Source organism: Herpetosiphon giganteus (assembly GCF_016907925.1).
GTDB classification, from domain to species: Bacteria; Chloroflexota; Chloroflexia; order Chloroflexales; family Herpetosiphonaceae; genus Herpetosiphon; species Herpetosiphon giganteus.
In genome coordinates this window covers 1-18,641 of the sequence record NZ_JAFBCZ010000033.1, presented here as the reverse complement: position 1 = coordinate 18,641, position 18,641 = coordinate 1, and the positions used below count along the sequence as shown (strand labels likewise).

Genomic DNA, 18,641 nt, shown 5'->3' with positions numbered 1-18,641 from the left:
AGAGGAATAGCATGAACGTGATTCGTCCACATCCCTTGGATTCCCATCCGAGTACCCGCCACGCGATCCTGATTGGGGTCAATGTGGGACATCCAAGTTTGGCATTGGAATCCTTGACCGCTCCCGAACACGGAGATGTCCCCCAACTCGCTGCTGTACTCCACAGTCCCGCATGCCGGTTTACCGTTGAGGAATGGTGTGGGGCGCAAGCGCAACGGGAAATACTTCGCGCCACCATTGTGCAGGCCATGACCACATTAACCGTGGCGGATACGTTGCTCATCTATTTCAGTGGCCATGGCTATCTGGCAACGACCCCCAGTGGTGATAATGATGTGGTGTTAGTGACTCCCGATGCTGCTACGACCATCATTGCGCAGCAGCCCGACACCTGTCTGAGTCTGTACTGGTTAAAGGAGATCTTGCGGGATGGACGCTATGCGGTGGGGCATGTGATTCTGATTGTAGATTGTTGTTATAGCGGTCTGCTTGGAACGACGTTGGGTACGCTCAATCAACCCCGGGTTAATGCCCCTACCCATCGGCAGATGCTGGTATCGACCCATGGACTGACGGTTGCCCGAGAATCGGCTCGGATGAGTGTCTATACGTACCACCTGATCGATGGGTTGAAGGGTGCGCGGCATGATCGTGATGGCTATGTGACCCTGCGTTTGTTGCATGGCTATCTGACAGAGCGGCTGAAGGAAAGCCAACAATCGCCCCAATGGACGGGTGCACCGGAACCACAGTTCAGTGGCTGGGATGTGACAAGTCGTTGGTTTCTGGCGTGGTATGACCTAGTACCGCATGCGCTTGCCGTATTGGCCGAGTTGCCATTACATCAGATTCCCTTACCACGTGCAGATTTGCCGCAAACCTCCCGTGTGCCGTTCGAAGCGATTCGCTCATTTGTGGGACGGGAACCGGAATTAAAAGCATTGGCGGCAGCCGTCGGGAATGCCGAGCCAGCGGTGGTAATTCCGGCGGTGGCGAGTGGGCTAGGAGGGATTGGCAAAACGAGTCTGATGACGGAATTTGTGTATCGCTATGGCTGGTATTTTCGGGGTGGGGTATTTTGGCTGAACTGTGCAGATCCTAGTCAGATGGCCAGTCAAATTGCGGCATGCGCTTCGGTATTGGAGATCGATACGCGAGACATGCCGCTTGATGAACAGGTGCAACGGGTGGTGGTGGCATGGCAATCCCCGATGCCGCGCTTGCTGATTTTCGACAACTGCGAAGACTATATGATTCTGGAGCAATGGAAGCCCACGGTCGGCGGCTGTCGGGTGCTGGTGACGGCGCGGTCGGATCAGTGGCCAACCTTGACCCAGATTCGGCTTGGGGTGCTTTCACCAGCAGAAAGTCGAGCACTTTTGCAGCGACTGTGTGCACGGTTGACTGATAAGGAAGCGGATGCGATTGCGGAGGATCTGGGGCATTTGCCGCTCGCGTTACATCTCGCAGGAAGTTATCTCAACATCTATGATCATCACACGGGTGAACAATATCGCAAGGATTTGACGATTGCCCACCAGTCGCTTAAGGGCAAGGGAGCGTTGCCCTCACCCACACGGCATGAACAGGATGTGGAAGCCACGTTTCTGCTCAGTTTCAACCAGCTTGATGCAACCAATGCGCTTGATGCCTTGGCGTTGAGCATACTCGATGGGGCGGCGTGGTGTGCGCCCGGCGTGCCGCTGCCGCGTGATTTGGTGCTGGCGTTTGTACCCGATGATACCGATGCCGATGATGCCGTTGATGCGTTACGGCGCTTGCAGCATTTAGGCTTGCTGGATGGCATAGACACGGTGGTGTTACATCGCTTGCTCACGCAATTTGTCCAGTCGCGATTAGCATCAGTGGAAATGCTGGCCGTGGTCGAAGATCGGATTAAGGCAGGAGCAGTCCATATTAATAAGCATGGGATACCGAGCCACATGTTATCCCTTGAACCACACCTGCGCTATGCAACTATACGAGCGCTAGATCGTGAAGATGAAAGCGCCGCCCGTCTCACGAATAGCCTTGGTTTTTTTGAACAACTGCGGGGAGCGTATGGAGAGGCGCAACCTTTGTATGAACGGGCGTTGGCCATCCATGAATCGGTGTTGGGGGTCGAGCATTTGGAGACGGCGACGAGTGTCAATAATTTGGCTTCAGTCTTGGATAATCAAGGGCGGTATGGGGAGGCCCAGAGGTTGTATGAACGGGCGTTGGCCATCTATGAAGCGGTCTTGGGGGATGAGCATCCCAATACGGCGACAAGTGTGAACAATCTGGCGGGGGTCTTGGAGCGACAAGGACAGTATGCCGAGGCGCAGGCGTTGTGTGAACAGGCGTTGGCCATCAATGAAGCGGTGTTGGGGGATGATCATCCGGATACTGCTTCGAGTATGAACAATCTGGCGGGGGTCTTGGAGCAACAAGGACAGTATGCCGAGGCGCGAGGGTTGTATGAACGGGCCTTGGCAGTACGAGAAGCGGTGTTGGGGGATGATCATCCGGATACGGCTGCGAGTATAAATAATCTGGCGGGATTTTTAGCACAGCAAGGGCGGTATGCCGAGGCGCGGGGGTTGTATGAACGGGCCTTGGCCATCAATGAAGCAGTGTTGGGGGACGCACATCCGCATACGGCTGCGAGTCTGAACAATCTGGCGGGAGTCTTGGCGGAGCAAGGGCAGTATGCCGAGGCGCAGGTCTTGTTAGAACGAGCGTTGGCCATCAATAAAGCAATGTTGGGGGCTGAACATCCACATACGGCTGCGAGTATGAACGGACTGGCTTCGGTCTTGGAGCAGCAAGGGCGTTATGGGGAAGCACAGGGCTTGTATGAACGAGCGTTGGCAGTGCGGGAAACAGTGTTCGGCATGGAGCATCCGGATACAGCTTCAAGTATGAACAATCTGGCGGGAGTTTTGGCACAGCAAGGACAGTATGCCGAGGCACAGCGATTATATGAACAGGCATTGACGGTGACGAAAGCGGCGTTGGGGGAAGATCATCCGGATACGGCGCAGAGTGTGAACAATTTGGCTTCAGTCTTGGCGTGGCAAGGGCGGTATGCCGAGGCACAGAGATTATATGAACGAGCGTTGGTGGTGCGAGAATCGGTATTGGGTGCCGAACATCCGCATACGGCTTCGAGTATGAACAATCTGGCGGGGGTCTTGGCGCAACAAGGGCGGTATGCCGAGGCACTGTCGTTGTCCGAACGGGCCTTGGTCATCATTGAAGCGGTTTTGGGGGAAGATCATCAGTATACGGCTTCGAGCATGAACAATCTGGCGGGATTCTTGGCACAGCAAGGCCGGTATGGAGAGGCGCAGGGGTTATATGAACGAGCATTGATAATCGCCGAACGACGTGGCAATGTGTTGGCAGCGGTCACCACGCAATATTTGCTGGGGGAAATGCTCCTTGCGCAGAATGCTCATGTGGAGGGGTTTGCCCAATTTGCGCAGGCACAGGAACAGGCAATGACTGCCGGAATGAAGGCGGCGGCTCAAGGAATCGCTCATGTATCATTGGTTTGGCAGGCGATGTTGCCGTTGCGTGAGCAATTGCTGCTGTGGACGGAACATTCTCAGGATCACGATACGCTGGCAATCCTCATCCAAGCCTTGTGTCAACGGGTAGTGCAATCGATCCAGCTAGATAGTGCGGCGCTGCGTTCATGGCTCGCCGAGCAACTGGTGATCCTTCGTCGCCGACCCCCTCTGCCGCTTGATGGTGCGCATACATTTTTGGGATTTCTGCAAGCATGGTTGCGGAATGATGGGGAGCGGATGGTACGGCTGGCACCACAGTTGTCACCTCTGTTTGCCGATCTTCTACGTCAGATGCGTGCCGCGATTGAACCACCACGCAGCATGACCGACCTGATTGACCAGTGGCTCAGCAGTGCGCGTGAGACCGCCAGATGTGAGGCCGTGCTAGAACAGGTCTGTCAGGCAGTAGTTACAGCACTCAAAACGGATGACCTTGCTGCCCGCCAACAGGTTGCGACACAGCTTGAGCCACTCGCAACGAACGATGCGCTGCCGATGGAGGGCGCTGCACGCTTTATGCAGACGCTTCAAGCCTGGCTGCGTGACGATGAAACCCTATGGCAAATGTTACTCCCGCAACTGAGCGACCATTTCCAGTTTACTATTGCGCAGATGCGGATTGCCATCCATCCAATCTACCGCCACGTCATGCCCCTATTGCAGACCACTGCCGATGCGCTCCAACAGAATGATCCTGCCATCATCAGTCAGCTTGTCGTACGCCTGAGCACCATGAGTGACCAAACCGCTGCGGGTGGATCAGAGGACTCGCCCTGGATGGATGCTGCTCGCGCGTTACGAGCAGCACGGGCAATCCTTCAAGGGGAGACAGTTGATATGACGGGGTTGGGGGAGATCTATCAGCCTATGATTGGTCAGCTTCAGGCGATAGCCGCCAATCGGGCTGAATAGATTTGGCGTGGAATGAGCATGGTGGCGTGTCCATCCCGCGTGTGGAGATGATGGAAAAGGGGATTGAATTTTGTAGCATCATTTTAACTAGTTCCATCGTATATCCCTGTAAGATTAATGATCCTATTGTCAAGACCATATTTGTTTGCTAGGATACTTTTACTCCATTCTAGATGAGGTATACATTATGACTATTATTGAGACAACCGAGTATGTTGATGGAGAGCCAATTACATTTTTGATTGAGACAAGTGATGTAACAGCCGATGGAAGCGGGGTTCATGATGATTTCTCTGATCAGCATTTTCGAAGCCCCCAAAAAGTTATTCGTTCAACAGCGGATTTAATGGGAGAAGGCTTCACCTTAGTGCGAAATTGTGCCAAGGCTGCCATCACTCATATTAAGGCATTTGATCAGTCCATTCGTCCTAATGAATTTGAAATTCAATTGGCTATTAAATTAAGTACAGAAACGGGTGCAATTTTAGCTAAAGTTGGTGCAGAAGCACAATTACAGGTAAAGTTATTATGGAAACACCAGTAATGTCTATTCCTTCACCGTTTCATCCGGCCATCTTGCCCTATAGTGCCATTGTTGGACAAAATACCCTGAAGTTGGCTTTGGAACTAGCCTATGTAGAACCAGGGCTTTTAGGCGTCTTAATTAGTGGTCATCGAGGTTCGGGAAAATCCACGGCTGTACGAGCATTCTCTATGATGATGGACGGACATGTTCCCGTAACAATCCCTATTAATGCAACCACTGATCGGGTAATTGGAGGGTGGAATATTCCCTCCCTACTTCAAAGTCAGGCCCAAACAGAACAAGGATTATTAGAAGAGGCGAATAAAAAATTACTCTATATCGATGAAGTAAATTTATTAGATGATCATATTGTTAACATTATCCTTGATGTAACTGCCACCGGTTTATTAACGATTCAGCGTGAAGGACGAAATGAACAATCGAAAAAGTTAAATTTCACCTTCGTTGGAACCATGAATCCTGAGGAAGGATTATTACGCCCTCAATTATTGGATCGGTTTGGCTTGATGGTTATGCCGTCTACCGAAGATGATATTGAAATACGTGTTGATATCCTTCGTACATTACTTAATTTTAATGCGGCAGTGGAGAGCTATAATCGCGACCATGACATCACTCCATGGCTCCAAGACATACTTGCCAATGATCATACCCGAAGAGACATCCTTAATCGTGCACGGATAGATGCGACTACTATAGTATTAAGTGATGATGATCTTCGTCGATGTGCGCGAATTGCGCAGGGCTTCAATCTTGAGGGTCATCGGGGCGATCAGATGATGGCACTAGCCCTCAAGGCATCGAAGGCTCTTCAATCACATATTGATGATCCAAGAGACCATCTTAAGCAGATAGCTCCACTTGCAATTTATCATCGGCGTATGGAAAGTATGCACTATGGATGGACAGAGGAGGAGGAAGAGCGTTTAGCAGAATTGATTTATCATGATTGAAGACGATATTCTTCATTTATTGGCCAGTGCGAGTTTAAGTTCTTATCTTCGGAATATTCTCATATTGGATGGGTCTGCACAGATTCTTGAAAGCATTGTATCGATACTTTCAGAAATGATTTGTTTGACCTCTTATACACCACGTCAAGGCGTTATTCTTCCTTATTCAACCGAAGATGAATTATGGGGGTTTCCAGAAATTCCTGGGTTCCCCTTTAACAGTGAGGGTATATTATACTCCGATAAGCTTAATCCTCGAATCATTAAAATACCCGATCTTGCACGTATCAATCTTATGGCAAAGCGTACATGTATAGTGTGCATTAATCAGTCACATATAGCAATTGAACGTTATGGGCAGAAAGATTTGTGGGAACCTAATATGTGGTGGATTGCACAGGCTATGGAGCAAGATATTACACTTGTATCACCCCATATTCTTGATCGATTTTCTGTTCGTATACGACCAAGAACACTTGAGCCTAAAAGGATACATGTGTTGTGGCAACAGTCTGGATTAAGACACCAATTAAAACGTGCTATCGCTATACATCCAACATTTGATAAATCGTTACTTGAGTATCTTTGTACCTATCCAATGTCGGGTTTGGGAATGAGACGAGATATTACATTGACTATGTTAAGTTATACATTGGCACGGTTACAAGGCGAACCGCATGTTCGGCTCCTCCATGTTCAGACCGCTGCTAGATTGCTTGGTCGGAATGTGAAAGAAAAACCGAAAATTGTAGGTACTTCATATCGCAATCAGATATCACAGGAGCCTACACAGGAAACTTCATTCATCGTACCACAAGATCGGACATTCCCTCAAAATGTACCAGATTTGACGAGTAACTTTTTGGCCGATTCTGCAAATTCGGAAGTCATGACAACATTGTCCGAAGATATTTCATTTACCGAAGAAATGATGTATCTAGAAGATAATTTTTCTTTTACTAACAATCAGCAAGCGGCACTAAAGTATTCTATACGACCCTCGCCTTTGTCCGGATTAAGTTTTGGGCATCCAATAGGCTATCGTCCTTTAAGGGATACAACTGATATTGCAATTATACCAACGCTTTTTACTGCTTTTCGGCATCGTCGTGAAGAACAGCAGAACGGACAAGCAATGGTGATCAACAGAGAACATATTCAATCCTATATCCGCCAACCGAATCCAGATTATTTACTTATTCTAGCTTTAGACTATACCTGCTTTTCCTATTGTCAATGGGAAGATGCCATAAATCCCTATTTACAGCAAGCGTATCATCACCGTGCGCGCATTCATATTATTCAGATTGGAATACACAATCCCATACCAGAAGAATCAATTAGAGCACAATCAGTTGAGTTAAAAAATGTCTTAGTTCCACAACTAGGGAGAATCCTAACAACCCCATCAGGACGTGCAACCCCCTTAGCGCATGGACTTGATGTCGCGTATACAACGATCGTTCGTGAACTATCTGATAATAGACGATACACGCAGCATATTACCTTGGTTGTATTAACTGATGGGAGAGGAAATATTCCCCTCCAAAATAGTAGGGAAGGAGTGATCCCGACCGAAGCAGTGCAACGCCAGGGAATTGATGATGCCTTTGTTAAGGCTGAGATGTTACGTCAAATAAAAGGCGTAACGATGATTGTACTTGATCCCCAACCTAAATATCTACGAACATTACCAAGGCTTCTTGCACGAACTCTTGGAGCGGATTTGATTACTGTTCTTCCCCGAATAGAAAGAGGACAGTAATATGGGTTTCTGGCCAAAATTGGTATCCTCTGTTCATTCTCGAAAAAAGCAACCCCTTGTATGGTTTAAACTAGAAATACGCGAGGAGAGCAGAGTTGTAACCCCATCTTCTATGAATCCAAATCAATGGATAATTGATCCTTCTAAAACCTATGCGATACATGTTTGTCCAGTTCGCGGTGATTCTCTTTCATCAGGAGTGATGGAATTTCAAATAGCAGAGATTAGAACCATAAGTCTACTATCATCTGTTCCTGATATGATTATTGAACAAAATAATCTTATTTGGAATGGTGTAAGCAGTGAATATAAATTTAGCATAAAAGTAAATAAAGGATATAAAATTCCTGCAGCCGAGATTTCAATTTTAGTAAAAACCACTAATGATGATGCAATAAAATTACTAGGAGGTGTCATAAATTTAATGGAAGATAACTCTAATACAGAATTAATAACACGAATAGAAGATGTTAATATGAAAGAATTAGAAAAAATTGTTGATGTTGATATGAATTATGAATTGCCATATGGATATGTAATTATTTATGTAAACCGCCAATCAGATAAAGAAATATCAATTCAAGGATTTAATGGGAAATTTAATATTAATATTGAGTCAATTGATATAGAAAATGATATATCAATTGAATATTTAATTAAGAATAAAAGAGGTATTAATGATATAATTAGTGCTTTATCAAAATTCTCAAGAGATTTTATTGAAATAGGAGGTTGGTTTATTGATTTATGTGAATATTTTAATGACGATCTTAATATTATTATTATTGATAATTCTAATAAGAATATTCCATGGGAATTTATAAAAATAAAATCAGGAAAGTATATTGGATATATTGCTAAGATAACACGTTGGATTAAGGTAAGTGATTTTGACAGATATATACGTTTAAGATTTGATGAGAAAGAAGTTATAGGATACATAATGCCATATATTGACCATGAAGATGAATATATAAGAAATATTGAAGTTCAAATGATAGAAAAATATAATAATCCTTATAGAGATATTATACTATTTATAAATGATGTTTATTCACAACTAGAATTAATAGGAATGGTTTATTTTGCTAGTCATGGTGAATTTAATATGGATGATGCGACGTTAAATCGTATTGGGCCAAGAATATCCAAGTCCCCTGAAGATTACTTGACAGTTCTTGATCTTGAACGACTCAAGCCAGATCATCTTAAACAAACAATTGTCTTTATTAATGCATGTTATTCAGGAAGAACGATGACAAAAAAAGGGATTTCTACAGGATTTGCTGAGGTTATATTATCACGAAAAGCAGATGGATACATCGGGGTAACGGGACAAGTACAGAGTGAATTTGCACAAAGGCTTGCACAGCAACTATTTGATACAGCATCAACGAATCCTACTGGGATTACCATTCCTGAATTTTTACGTTTTATGCGACGCAGAGCCATTGATGATTATGAGCATGCATCTGATAGCCCGAGGAATGTAGGACTTGCATTAATATATAGTCATATGTATATTTATTATGGAAATCCACTCTGTCGGCTTAAAATCAGACCACGATCAGGAGAGATCGTATGACTATAGATAGATTAGGATTTCAAATCCAATTGAAGGTAGTGTATCCGCAGCGGATGTATATCAATCAATCATACCTTATTACTGCTGATATTGTTAATACATCCCTTCAAGAAGATATATGGCATACTATAGGCGAAGAATATCCGTTTACTTGCATAATTAACGGAAATGAACTTTTTGATGTTGATACCATTGAACGTCAGATCGTAGTGCACCGATTCGGCGGAAGTTACGGCCCAGCACAATTTCTGGTCTCCCCACAAAGTAGTGAACATGATGCCTCGCTAGAGATAGCTTTAATCAATCAACATGGTATTCCTGTTAAGGTACAAGAACTTAACGGCATAGAGATCCTTAATATAACGGATCTTGATCGACCTATAAATCCTGCTATCCCGTATCTGGTAGATGCGTTTCTTACTAATTACCCTAATTATGATAATAAAAAGGTAACTACTGCTTTTGAATCAATACTTATGGGCAATCCAGCACTCATTAATGGTCATGCTGTTTCTCTGTTTTTTCCTGAATCTCCCAATTCTTCTCATGCTTTGATCTCGGTTGGTGATGTTTATGCAGATCATACGATTACCGTGCAACTTCCGCAGCCGATTGACCCGCTGCCCGCAGCGCTTGCTGCGATAGCCTCTATACCATTGAACGATGTTCCTGCTCCACGTTTGGATTTGCCTCACGCCTCACGCCTGCCCTTTGAAGCGAGTCCCCATTTTGTTGGGCGCGAGGCTGAGTTGAAAGCGCTCGCGCAGGCGATTGGCACGGCTCGGCCAGCGGTCGTCATGCCAGCGGTGGCCACCGGATTGGGTGGCATTGGTAAAACGAGCTTGGTGACGGAATTTGCCTATCGCTATGGTGTGTATTTTCATGGTGGGGTGTTTTGGCTGAACTGTACCGACCCCGATCAAGTAGCCACTCAGATTGCGTCCTGTGCGGTTGGACTTAACATTGATATTGCTGGAATGGCACTTAATGAGCAGGCACAACGGGTTATGATTGCGTGGCAATCCCCTATGCCGCGCTTGCTGATTTTTGATAATTGTGAAAATCAGGACATTCTAGACCAATGGAAGCCCACTATTGGCGGTTGCCGGGTGCTAGTAACCTCGCGATCCGATCACTGGACACGTGTGACCCAAATCCGCCTTGGTCTGCTCTCGTTAGTAGATAGTCGCACGTTATTGCAAAATCTCTGTGCGCGATTGAACGATATGGAAGCCGATGCGATTGTCACCGATCTTGGGCATTTGCCATTGGCCCTCCATCTTGCGGGCAGTTATCTCAACACCTATCCCCATCATACGGTTGACCAGTACCGCAAGGATTTAACAATTGCCCATCGTTCGCTCAAGGGCCATGGCGCATTGCCTTCGCCCACGCGGCATGAACTAGATGTCGAAGCGACCTTCAGCTTGAGCTTTAACCAGCTTGATCCGACCAATGCCATCGATGCCTTAGCATTGGAAATGCTCGATGGCGCAGCATGGTGTGCGCATGGTGTGCCATTGTCGCGTTATCTAGTGTTGGCATTTGTGCCTGATGGTACCGATAACGATGATGCGGTTGATGCACTGCGGCTCTTACAACGGCTTGGATTGCTAGATGGCACGGATACAGTGATCTTACATCCCTTAATGGCGCAAGTTGTCCACGCGCGATTAGGATCTCCAGAAGCACTGTTAATGGTCGAGGATCGGCTTGGCACTGCTGCATCTCGTGCGCATGCTACGGGTGTGCCAAGCAATATGCTGTCCCTTGAACCTCATCTGCGTCAAGCAACCATGCGGGCGTTGGAGCGCGGTGGTGTACGTGCGGCACGATTATCTAATAATCTTGGAGGTTTTGAAGAACAGCGGGGAGCATACAGGGAGGCGCAGGCATTATTTGAACGGGCGCTGATAATCAGTGAAGCGGTGTTGGGAGTAGATCATCCGGAGACGGCGATGATCATCAACAATCTGGCATTGGTATTGGAGCGGCAAGGGCAGTATGGCGCGGCGCAGGGGTTGTTCGAACGGGCATTGGCCATCAATGAAGCAGTGTTGGGGGCCGATAATCCGGCGACAGCTCAAAGTGTGAACAATCTGGCGTTGGTGTTGGAGCGGCAAGGGCAGTATACGAAGGCGAAAGAGTTATTCGAACGAGCATTGGCTGTACGGGAAGCGGTGTTGGGAGTAGACCATCCAGAGACGGCTCAGAGTGTAGACAATCTGGCGGTTGTGTTAGAGCGGCAAGGGCAGTATGGCGCGGCGCAGGAGTTGTTCGAACGGGCGTTGGCCATCAATGAAACGGTGCTGGGAACAGATCATCCGGCGACGGCTGCGATCTTAAACAATCTGGCACTGGTGTTGGAGCGGCAAGGGCGGTATGGCGAGGCGCAGGCGTTGTTCGAACGAACATTAGCGGTGCGGGAAGCAATGTTGGGAGCAGATCATCCCGATACAGCGACGAGTGTAAATAATCTGGCTTCGGTCTTGGCGCAGCAAGGGCAGTATGGCGAGGCGCAGGCGTTGTTCGAACGGGCGTTGGCCATCAATGAGGCTGTGCTGGGAGTAGATCATCCGGCGGCTGCTGCGATCTTAAACAATCTGGCATTTATCTTGGAGCGGCAAGAGCGATATGTTGAGGCGCAGGCGTTGTTCGAACGAGCATTAGCAGTGCGGGAAAGAATGTTGGGAGTAGATCATCCGGATACGGCGATAAGCATTAACAATTTGGCAATGGTCTTAGATGAGCAAGGGCGGTATGGCGAGGCGCAGGCGTTGTTCGAACAGGCGTTGGTGGTGAGGAAAGCAATGTTAGGAGTAGATCATCCCGATACCATGGCAACAATGAACAACTTGGCACGTGTGCTTGAAACGCAACGACAGTATGCGAAAGCACAATCCCTCTATGAACAAGCATTCTCCATCAGTAAACGCATCTTGGGATTCACCCACCCCGATACGCAATCTCTCCAACAGGATGTAGGGCGCGTGCAACGCCTGCATCAGGATACCAAAAAGAAAAGGCAAAAATGATCAACAAACCATACGAGAGATGAGTTGTGATAGTCTCGGCTGACAGCGAACGTATTTGTATCCTAAATCAGTACCATACCCCCTTATCCGTGCTGGGGAATGTACCGCCGAAACGCTGATGAGGAGGGTGATGCGCTCGCATATTGCCCCCGTTGTTGCATCACCTCCGCTTCAACGGGGTGGAGAACGCATAGGTGCACTGTTGAGTTGAAGCGGCGACCATGCGTTTTCCGCCGCACTCCGCTAGCCGCTGCCGGTCACCAAACACGCAGTCGCCCACCAATAGTCATACAACGGGCGTACCTCGACCGCTGTGAAGCCAGCCGCGCGCACCAGGTCTGCCCATGCCGCGATCGGCTGCTCGTAGGTCGTGCGGGCCGCCGTCTGATCGAAGTATCCGAGAAGGACGGGCATCAGAAAGCCTTGGGCAACGAGGCCGCCGTCGTCAGTGTACTCGGCCAGTCCGCGCTCGTAGCGGCCCAGAATATCGCGCACCCGCGCTGGGTCGTACATGGCAGTGAATTCTGGCACATCAAACTCGACAATCAGCAGGCGCTGGCCCAGGTCACGGAGCCGACGCAACAGCCCCGGTCGTTCGTCAGGCGGGATCGAGTGCAGGCTATAGGTGGCCTGCATGATTGTCCACCCACCGTTATCGTGATGCGCGAACTCCTGCGCGGTGCCAGCAAAGGCCTCACGGGATCGTCCGCTGGCATCCAGGCGCGCGTGGAGTTCGGCCAGCAGCGCCGCCGATGGCTCGACCACCCCCAAGCGATTGATGGTTGGGGTCAGTGCCGGGAGCAGGGCGTGGCCATTGCCAACGCCGATATCCAGCACATCCAGCCGTTCGTACTCGTCATAGGCGGCACGCAGGGCCGCGCTCGTTGCCGCGTATAGCGGAACGTTGCCACCGCCGCCGATGAAGGCCGCAAACGCGTCGCCGCTCACATAGACACTGTGCTTGCCCTGACCAGCCACGCGGTTCAGGTAGGCCGCCGCCTCGGTAAACACCCGGTCGTCTGGGTCACCTGCTGCCGCCTGACGCGCCAACTCGGCGGCACGGGCGAGGTCTTGGTGGCCGAACGCCAGCAGTGCGGCATAGAACTGATCCAGCGGATCTGCGCCAATTGGCTGATCGGCACGGTATCCATGCTCTTGGTACAGGTCCCAACGCTGCTCAAGACTCACTGGTGCCTCCTCTAAAACAGAGCATAGAAAAACCGTTCACGGCTCACACCGCAGATGTAGCGTACCGAGCGTGGTCAGAATTGCCGATTCCAAGCATCAAACGCGTATACAGTCGCGATTATCCGTTATTGGGGTTCTTCGCGCCAGTAACAATCTCCTGCGCGACAGCCATAGAAAATACGGCTGTCATAGTCATCGGCCTCAAGAACCGCATCAAAATCGGCGGGTGGCGTGGACTCGATCAGGGCGAGAAGTGCTTCTGCTCCGCGTATCGGTTCATCCGTCGTCGCGGGCATGAATCCACCAAATGCTGGCCCGGTCGGTCCTTCATAGGCCGTCATAACCCACGTCTCGCCGCGATCATTCTGGACGGAAAGGACATAGGAAAAGGCGCTTTCCGCATCGGTGGAACTGCTTAACGGCTCGCCAAACAGGGCCAAGAGCGATCCCCGAAAGCGGGCACGATAGGGTATCTGCAACGTTCGTTGGAGCATATCAATGGGCATGCGTGATGTTCCAGACCGCGCCATGTCATCCGTCAGCGGCGTAAATGTAAACCGATCATCGCGCTCAGGAATACCACCCGTGGCGGTGGGGCCACAGCTGCCAAGCAGCGCGAGCATACAGAGCATAATCCAGCATCGGTGTCGCAGTGTTTGTCGCATTCTTGTGTCTGATTCCTCACCCGGCTCGGCAGTCGATAGGGTCGCATCCAGCTGACCCCGGACCGCACTGAAGCTGGCATCGATGAGTGTCTTCATGGAGATTCCCGCTTAAGCCTGATCCCAGCGCACCGTGGGCAGGGAGACCACCGCCTGCATCCGCTGAAAATCGCTATCCATCGAGACCAGCGTGAGCTGATATTGGAGGGCAATCGCGGCAATCCAGAGATCATTTTCCGAAAAGCCCAGTTGGTGGAGCGCGGTATGCCGTTGTTTGGCTTTTTCCTTCGGGCCAAAGTGCTGCAAGACGGCGGCCTTGAGGCTGCCATAGGTGTGCGCCGTGATCTGGTCAATCGAAAAGATCGTGATTTCACGCAAGAAGGCATCGATGGTGCGGCGGTTTTCGGCACGCCGTGCTGACCGTTCGGCCATGAGAATTAATTCTCCTTGCACAATCACACAGGTCATGACGGGTGTTTGGCCAATGGTGGCCAAGTACTCCAGCACGATGGGATTGCCTTGGAGAATCAGGCTGCAATGATTGGTATCCAGCAGAAACATTAATCAAGGCCCGCCAGCCCACGCAGTTGGTACACTTCTGCCAGTCGCTCATGCTGATCATCTCCGGCCCAGCGACCGCGAAAGGCGGCAAGTGACTGTCCCGTGCTGGGTGCTGGTTTCAAAGGACGAGGTGTCGGTGCCGCTGCACGGCGCGCGGCTTTCTGATCCAAGACCCGCAGGCGCTGCGGTGACTTTTTTGAACTTTGGGTCATGGCGTTCCTCCGTTGGTAGCACGCTGGTCATGGTATTATTTTAGCATGATTCTGCTAGCATCAGCTCTATCATCCTCTCGATTTTTCACAGGAATGATACGGTTTTCTTCTGTCTGAGCAGCCTCACTGGGAATGATGGGTTCTGATACAAACGACAATATCAGTCCTCAATCGTCTCTTTCCAACCGATTCAGGCCTTGCGCAATGCGGGCGGGTGGGCAAATTTTGCCACGCCGGGACGCTATGTCGCCTAGCAGGCCATCGCGAATGATCGCATTCCCTTGGCTAATGATTTAGTGGCCGAGCGTGAATCGTGAGGGTGCATCAAGCTTTACACGGGCTAGCCCTCCCATTACAATGGATACTCCATTTGCCCCATGCCCGCCATGAAAAAAGCCCGCTAGCGGCTCGGTACGCGATCGGCCAGCGGTGGCGAATGGGTTCGTCGATGCTGTGCACCCACGGCAACACGGATGTTGAAGAAACCATTCGCTGATGCATATGAAAGGGAGAGCCATGGGAACAACATTCACGACACTCCACGTCCTCGGCGACCAGACGACATCCACTACCCTCCGTCATCGTCTGGTGGAGACACTGCGCGCGCGGGTACTGACGGAAGGGTTCGTCGATGCAGCAACCGACGCGCCGAGTGTTGATCGCATTATTTGCGTCAGTCCGACTGGCGACTCTGGATGGATTACTCTCGATGGGGGCGTTACCGCCGACTTTGGCGATGATGCGTTGCAAACATGCGCCCAGGAACTGTCCGCAACGTTGCGGACAACCGTCCTCATTGCAAGCGCCTTTGATAGCGATCTCCTCCAACTCTGGTTATATCAGCAGGGCATCCTCGTGGATCACTATGTCAGCGATCCGGATGCCCTCAGCCCACGCTTGCCCCGGCGGCGCTGGAAAGAAGTCGCTGGTCATGCGAAACGCTGGGAGGATCTGCTGATGCCAACGGCATCCTCTCCGATGCTTCAGGAACTCTTCGACAGTCGTCCGATCTTTGCGGAAACAACGTTCTATGCCATGGCCCCCCTCTTGGGCATCAATCCGCGTTGGTGTGGTGGTCTGGAGGCTGCTGCGGATGTCCTCCAGCTCCGCTTCCAATCCACGCAGGTTCCCCATCACCGAACACCGATTCAGGGCGAACCGCAATTACTGCGGGGGGGACATCCGATGTCCGTGGAGGGCATGGTTGGCCACCGCGTTGCGGTGACATGGATGGTGCGTTCCGCAGGTGGACCTGGGTATGGATTAGTGGTGGGTGTAGACGGAACCGCCGTGACGATGGGATTAATCAGGCTCGAATCGATCAGCACATGGGTGGCCGATCCCGAACGCCATCAACACTTTAACCACGTGCTGCAGGACGACGAGCGCGATCAGCGTGTCACCGTCGAGTTTCCCGATCTGCTGCTCCCGCCTGATCGCGTTGGCTCACACCTGCGGCCAGAGGCATGGAATTGGCGTGCTATTTTCCACGATCAAGCCCATGCAACCATGACGGTACGGGTAACAGGCATCGTGCTCGCTGCTGGCGCGGGGCGGCTCAGCCTAGAGACACGGTTGCTGACCACGGCAGCGGCAACGACCACGCTTGATCTGCCGTGCGTCACGCACCCTGCTGCACGCTCCCCGTTGCGGATGGCCGAACGATCGGCGATGGCGCAACGTCGCGTACCGGATGAGGCCCTGATGGGCTATTTGCTTCAGCTGAATACCCCCCAGATTTTGCAGGCCCATCTGGTGCTGCCGCCGACCGTGCATGCGAGCGCGGCCTTTTTGGATGGTCTTGAGCGTTGGCATACAGCCCTTGATCCCGATCAGCGGGCGCACTATCGCATTAATGCCCGCACCGCACTTGATCAACGGAGTACCACGACCAAGATGCGGTCACGCACGATGTCAGCGGGAAAACGATGGAAACGACTCCGATCAACCCTCCAAGGAACATCCATGATTCGGGTCACGCTTGAGGCTCCGCCCACACCACCACGGATGCTGGATCTGGACAATCTTGTGGATACCAACTATGGAATGGGACGTGCCGGTGGTATGGTTGAGCGGATGTCCATATTGTTGCAGCATACCCCCGACGATAGTGCACCACAACTAAACCTGTGGGTTGATCTGCGTAGGGCCACACCAGACCGCCAGGAGTTCCTGATCGCACACCTCACGGGCATTATTGACGCATTATTTGCCACATACAACGGGGTTCAGGCCTATCTGGCGCGCTGGAGGAATGTGCCATACAGTCTGGACAGCAACCCTTATGAACTCGTCTGTGGGGTTCATGGACAAATCACGATGCGTTATGCGTGGTGTGCGCGGTTTCTGCGGAGCGTTACAGAACGCATGTGGATCGGCCCAACGTTGCTGGATCAGCTTCCATCCCCGCAGATGCTCGCCGATTATGCCGTCGTAACGCCAGTCGGCGACGGGATTCGCGTCACTGTCGCATCGCCAACACAGCTTGATGCACTCGAACAGGTGCTCTTGCCCATCGTGCCAAGTGAGGGTGATTGGCAGCAGGCGGTTGAGGCACGCTATGCCAAGCGACGAGCCTGACCGTGCTCCACGATCCATGTTCATGTTCAACGATTGTGAAGTCTGCATGGGACAATAGATCAGGACGCTAGTCCGAAAATGAGACCCTGTTAGCGCAGCCAATTTTCCTGCTGGAGATTCGGAACCGCAACAAAATCACGATCGGTCGTCAAGAGGATTAATCCATAGCGGAGCGCCAGTGCGGCAATCAGCGCATCCACAGTCGCCAATTGACGGCCTTGCCGCCGTAAGGCAATCTGGAGATCGGCAGCATGCACAGCATCGGTTTCGTCAGGCAGGTAGCAGGGAAAGAGGGCTTGCAGCTGCGCCCACGCCGCCCGATTGGCCACCGCGCGTGGCAAGAGGCCAATGCCAAAAATGAGTTCCGTGACCATCGGGACACAGATCGCAAACGTTGCGCCGTCAGCAATGGCGTTCGTGACCCGCTGCCGCAGCGGATGCCCCGGCGTGATTAAGGGTGAGGCATGATTGGTATCGAGCAGATAGATGGGCATGTTAGCGTGGTTCCTCGCGGGCGGCATCATCCGCATTCAAGGTCTGGATCTGGGTTTCAACCGCCTGCCAGGCTGCATCCCACGCTTGCCCGACCGCAGGATCAGGGTGATCATCCGCGAGTGCGGCGGCGAGTGCGCCGTGGGCTGGACGAATATGGGCAGGATTGGCTGGCGTGGACTGGATCCGCTGGACGACGGCCAAGACGTGCGGATCAGCCACGGTATCTAAGGCCGTGGTCAATAACGTGACCGCCAGCGTTTCCACGGATTGGTGCTGGGCCAAGGCATGTTGTTGTAAGCGCAACGCCAGCGCTTCGGGAACCGTAATGGTTGGCATACCACGCCTCCTTGGTGATGGATGACCACGGTGCAGTCGTGTACGACTAGTGTAGCATTCTTGCCCAACCGTCGCAAGAAGATCACCGTTTCAACCGAATTGCACGTGCTCCCTGAGCGGTATCAAGCCTCTTTATCGGTTCTGATACAAAAGACAATATCAGCCCCTATCGCTAATCAATTTTTGCCATCTTCTATGTGAAGTACTAAATGAACGGATTAATTGCTCACCGAATTAATCCGTTCATCCTCGC

Annotated in this window: 12 protein-coding genes; 7 read left to right on the top strand and 5 right to left on the bottom strand. The window is 50.8% G+C overall.

Annotated elements, in window-relative coordinates:
- The first annotated feature begins 11 nt into the window (after window positions 1-11).
- The 6 genes from JOD20_RS22215 (at window position 12) to JOD20_RS26575 (ending at window position 12,354) form a co-directional block, all read left to right on the top strand.
- Window positions 12-4,469, top strand: coding sequence for a tetratricopeptide repeat protein (locus JOD20_RS22215; RefSeq protein ID WP_239584018.1), 4,458 nt, complete (start codon window positions 12-14; stop codon window positions 4,467-4,469).
- Window positions 4,470-4,656: 187 nt separating this feature from the next.
- Window positions 4,657-5,013, top strand: a complete 357-nt coding sequence (locus JOD20_RS22210) for a CU044_2847 family protein (RefSeq protein ID WP_204757375.1) — start codon at window positions 4,657-4,659, stop codon at window positions 5,011-5,013.
- Entirely contained in the window at window positions 4,998-5,969 is a 972-nt protein-coding gene (locus tag JOD20_RS22205; RefSeq protein ID WP_204757374.1) for an AAA family ATPase, read from the top strand. The genes JOD20_RS22210 and JOD20_RS22205 overlap by 16 nt, the downstream gene beginning before the upstream one ends.
- Window positions 5,962-7,734: a hypothetical protein gene (locus tag JOD20_RS22200; protein ID WP_204757373.1), complete on the top strand. Its 1,773-nt coding sequence runs from the start codon at window positions 5,962-5,964 to the stop codon at window positions 7,732-7,734. The genes JOD20_RS22205 and JOD20_RS22200 overlap by 8 nt, the downstream gene beginning before the upstream one ends.
- 1 nt (window position 7,735) lies before the next feature.
- A complete protein-coding gene (locus JOD20_RS22195) occupies window positions 7,736-9,319 on the top strand; it encodes a CHAT domain-containing protein (protein ID WP_204757372.1) in 1,584 nt (527 codons plus the stop codon).
- The gene (locus JOD20_RS26575) at window positions 9,316-12,354 is read left to right on the top strand and encodes a tetratricopeptide repeat protein (RefSeq protein ID WP_239584017.1); all 3,039 of its coding nucleotides are present in this window, start codon (window positions 9,316-9,318) and stop codon (window positions 12,352-12,354) included. The genes JOD20_RS22195 and JOD20_RS26575 overlap by 4 nt, the downstream gene beginning before the upstream one ends.
- 243 nt (window positions 12,355-12,597) lie before the next feature.
- Here JOD20_RS26575 and JOD20_RS22185 read toward each other — a convergent pair whose 3' ends face one another.
- The 3 genes from JOD20_RS22185 to JOD20_RS22175 form a co-directional block, all read right to left on the bottom strand.
- A complete protein-coding gene (locus JOD20_RS22185) occupies window positions 12,598-13,542 on the bottom strand; it encodes a class I SAM-dependent methyltransferase (RefSeq protein ID WP_204757371.1) in 945 nt (314 codons plus the stop codon).
- Window positions 13,543-13,667: 125 nt separating this feature from the next.
- Complete coding sequence (locus JOD20_RS22180; protein WP_239584016.1) at window positions 13,668-14,165, bottom strand: hypothetical protein; 498 nt, start codon at window positions 14,163-14,165, stop codon at window positions 13,668-13,670.
- Window positions 14,166-14,315: 150 nt separating this feature from the next.
- On the bottom strand, window positions 14,316-14,765 hold the full coding sequence (locus JOD20_RS22175) for a type II toxin-antitoxin system VapC family toxin (protein ID WP_204757370.1): 450 nt from the start codon (window positions 14,763-14,765) through the stop codon (window positions 14,316-14,318).
- A 728-nt stretch (window positions 14,766-15,493) separates the two neighbouring features.
- Between JOD20_RS22175 and JOD20_RS22170 the strand changes: the two genes are divergently transcribed.
- Window positions 15,494-17,557 (top strand): hypothetical protein, encoded by a 2,064-nt coding sequence (locus tag JOD20_RS22170; protein WP_204757369.1) that lies wholly within the window; start codon window positions 15,494-15,496, stop codon window positions 17,555-17,557.
- Window positions 17,558-17,646: 89 nt separating this feature from the next.
- Here JOD20_RS22170 and JOD20_RS22165 read toward each other — a convergent pair whose 3' ends face one another.
- Together JOD20_RS22165 and JOD20_RS22160 are read right to left on the bottom strand one after the other, a co-directional pair.
- Entirely contained in the window at window positions 17,647-18,051 is a 405-nt protein-coding gene (locus JOD20_RS22165) for a type II toxin-antitoxin system VapC family toxin (protein WP_204757368.1), read from the bottom strand.
- 1 nt (window position 18,052) lies between these two features.
- Window positions 18,053-18,388: a hypothetical protein gene (locus JOD20_RS22160; RefSeq protein ID WP_204757367.1), complete on the bottom strand. Its 336-nt coding sequence runs from the start codon at window positions 18,386-18,388 to the stop codon at window positions 18,053-18,055.
- Window positions 18,389-18,641: the final 253 nt, after the last annotated feature.

Bases quoted from the DNA above. Each gene is read 5' to 3' on its own strand.
- JOD20_RS22215 (WP_239584018.1), top strand. From the start codon at position 12: ATGAACGTGATTCGTCCACATCCCTTGGATTCCCATCCGAGTACCCGC.
- JOD20_RS22210 (WP_204757375.1), top strand. From the start codon at position 4,657: ATGACTATTATTGAGACAACCGAGTATGTTGATGGAGAGCCAATTACA.
- JOD20_RS22205 (WP_204757374.1), top strand. From the start codon at position 4,998: ATGGAAACACCAGTAATGTCTATTCCTTCACCGTTTCATCCGGCCATC.
- JOD20_RS22200 (WP_204757373.1), top strand. From the start codon at position 5,962: ATGATTGAAGACGATATTCTTCATTTATTGGCCAGTGCGAGTTTAAGT.
- JOD20_RS22195 (WP_204757372.1), top strand. From the start codon at position 7,736: ATGGGTTTCTGGCCAAAATTGGTATCCTCTGTTCATTCTCGAAAAAAG.
- JOD20_RS26575 (WP_239584017.1), top strand. From the start codon at position 9,316: ATGACTATAGATAGATTAGGATTTCAAATCCAATTGAAGGTAGTGTAT.
- JOD20_RS22180 (WP_239584016.1), bottom strand. From the start codon at position 14,165: ATGCTCGCGCTGCTTGGCAGCTGTGGCCCCACCGCCACGGGTGGTATT.
- JOD20_RS22175 (WP_204757370.1), bottom strand. From the start codon at position 14,765: ATGTTTCTGCTGGATACCAATCATTGCAGCCTGATTCTCCAAGGCAAT.
- JOD20_RS22170 (WP_204757369.1), top strand. From the start codon at position 15,494: ATGGGAACAACATTCACGACACTCCACGTCCTCGGCGACCAGACGACA.
- JOD20_RS22165 (WP_204757368.1), bottom strand. From the start codon at position 18,051: ATGCCCATCTATCTGCTCGATACCAATCATGCCTCACCCTTAATCACG.
- JOD20_RS22160 (WP_204757367.1), bottom strand. From the start codon at position 18,388: ATGCCAACCATTACGGTTCCCGAAGCGCTGGCGTTGCGCTTACAACAA.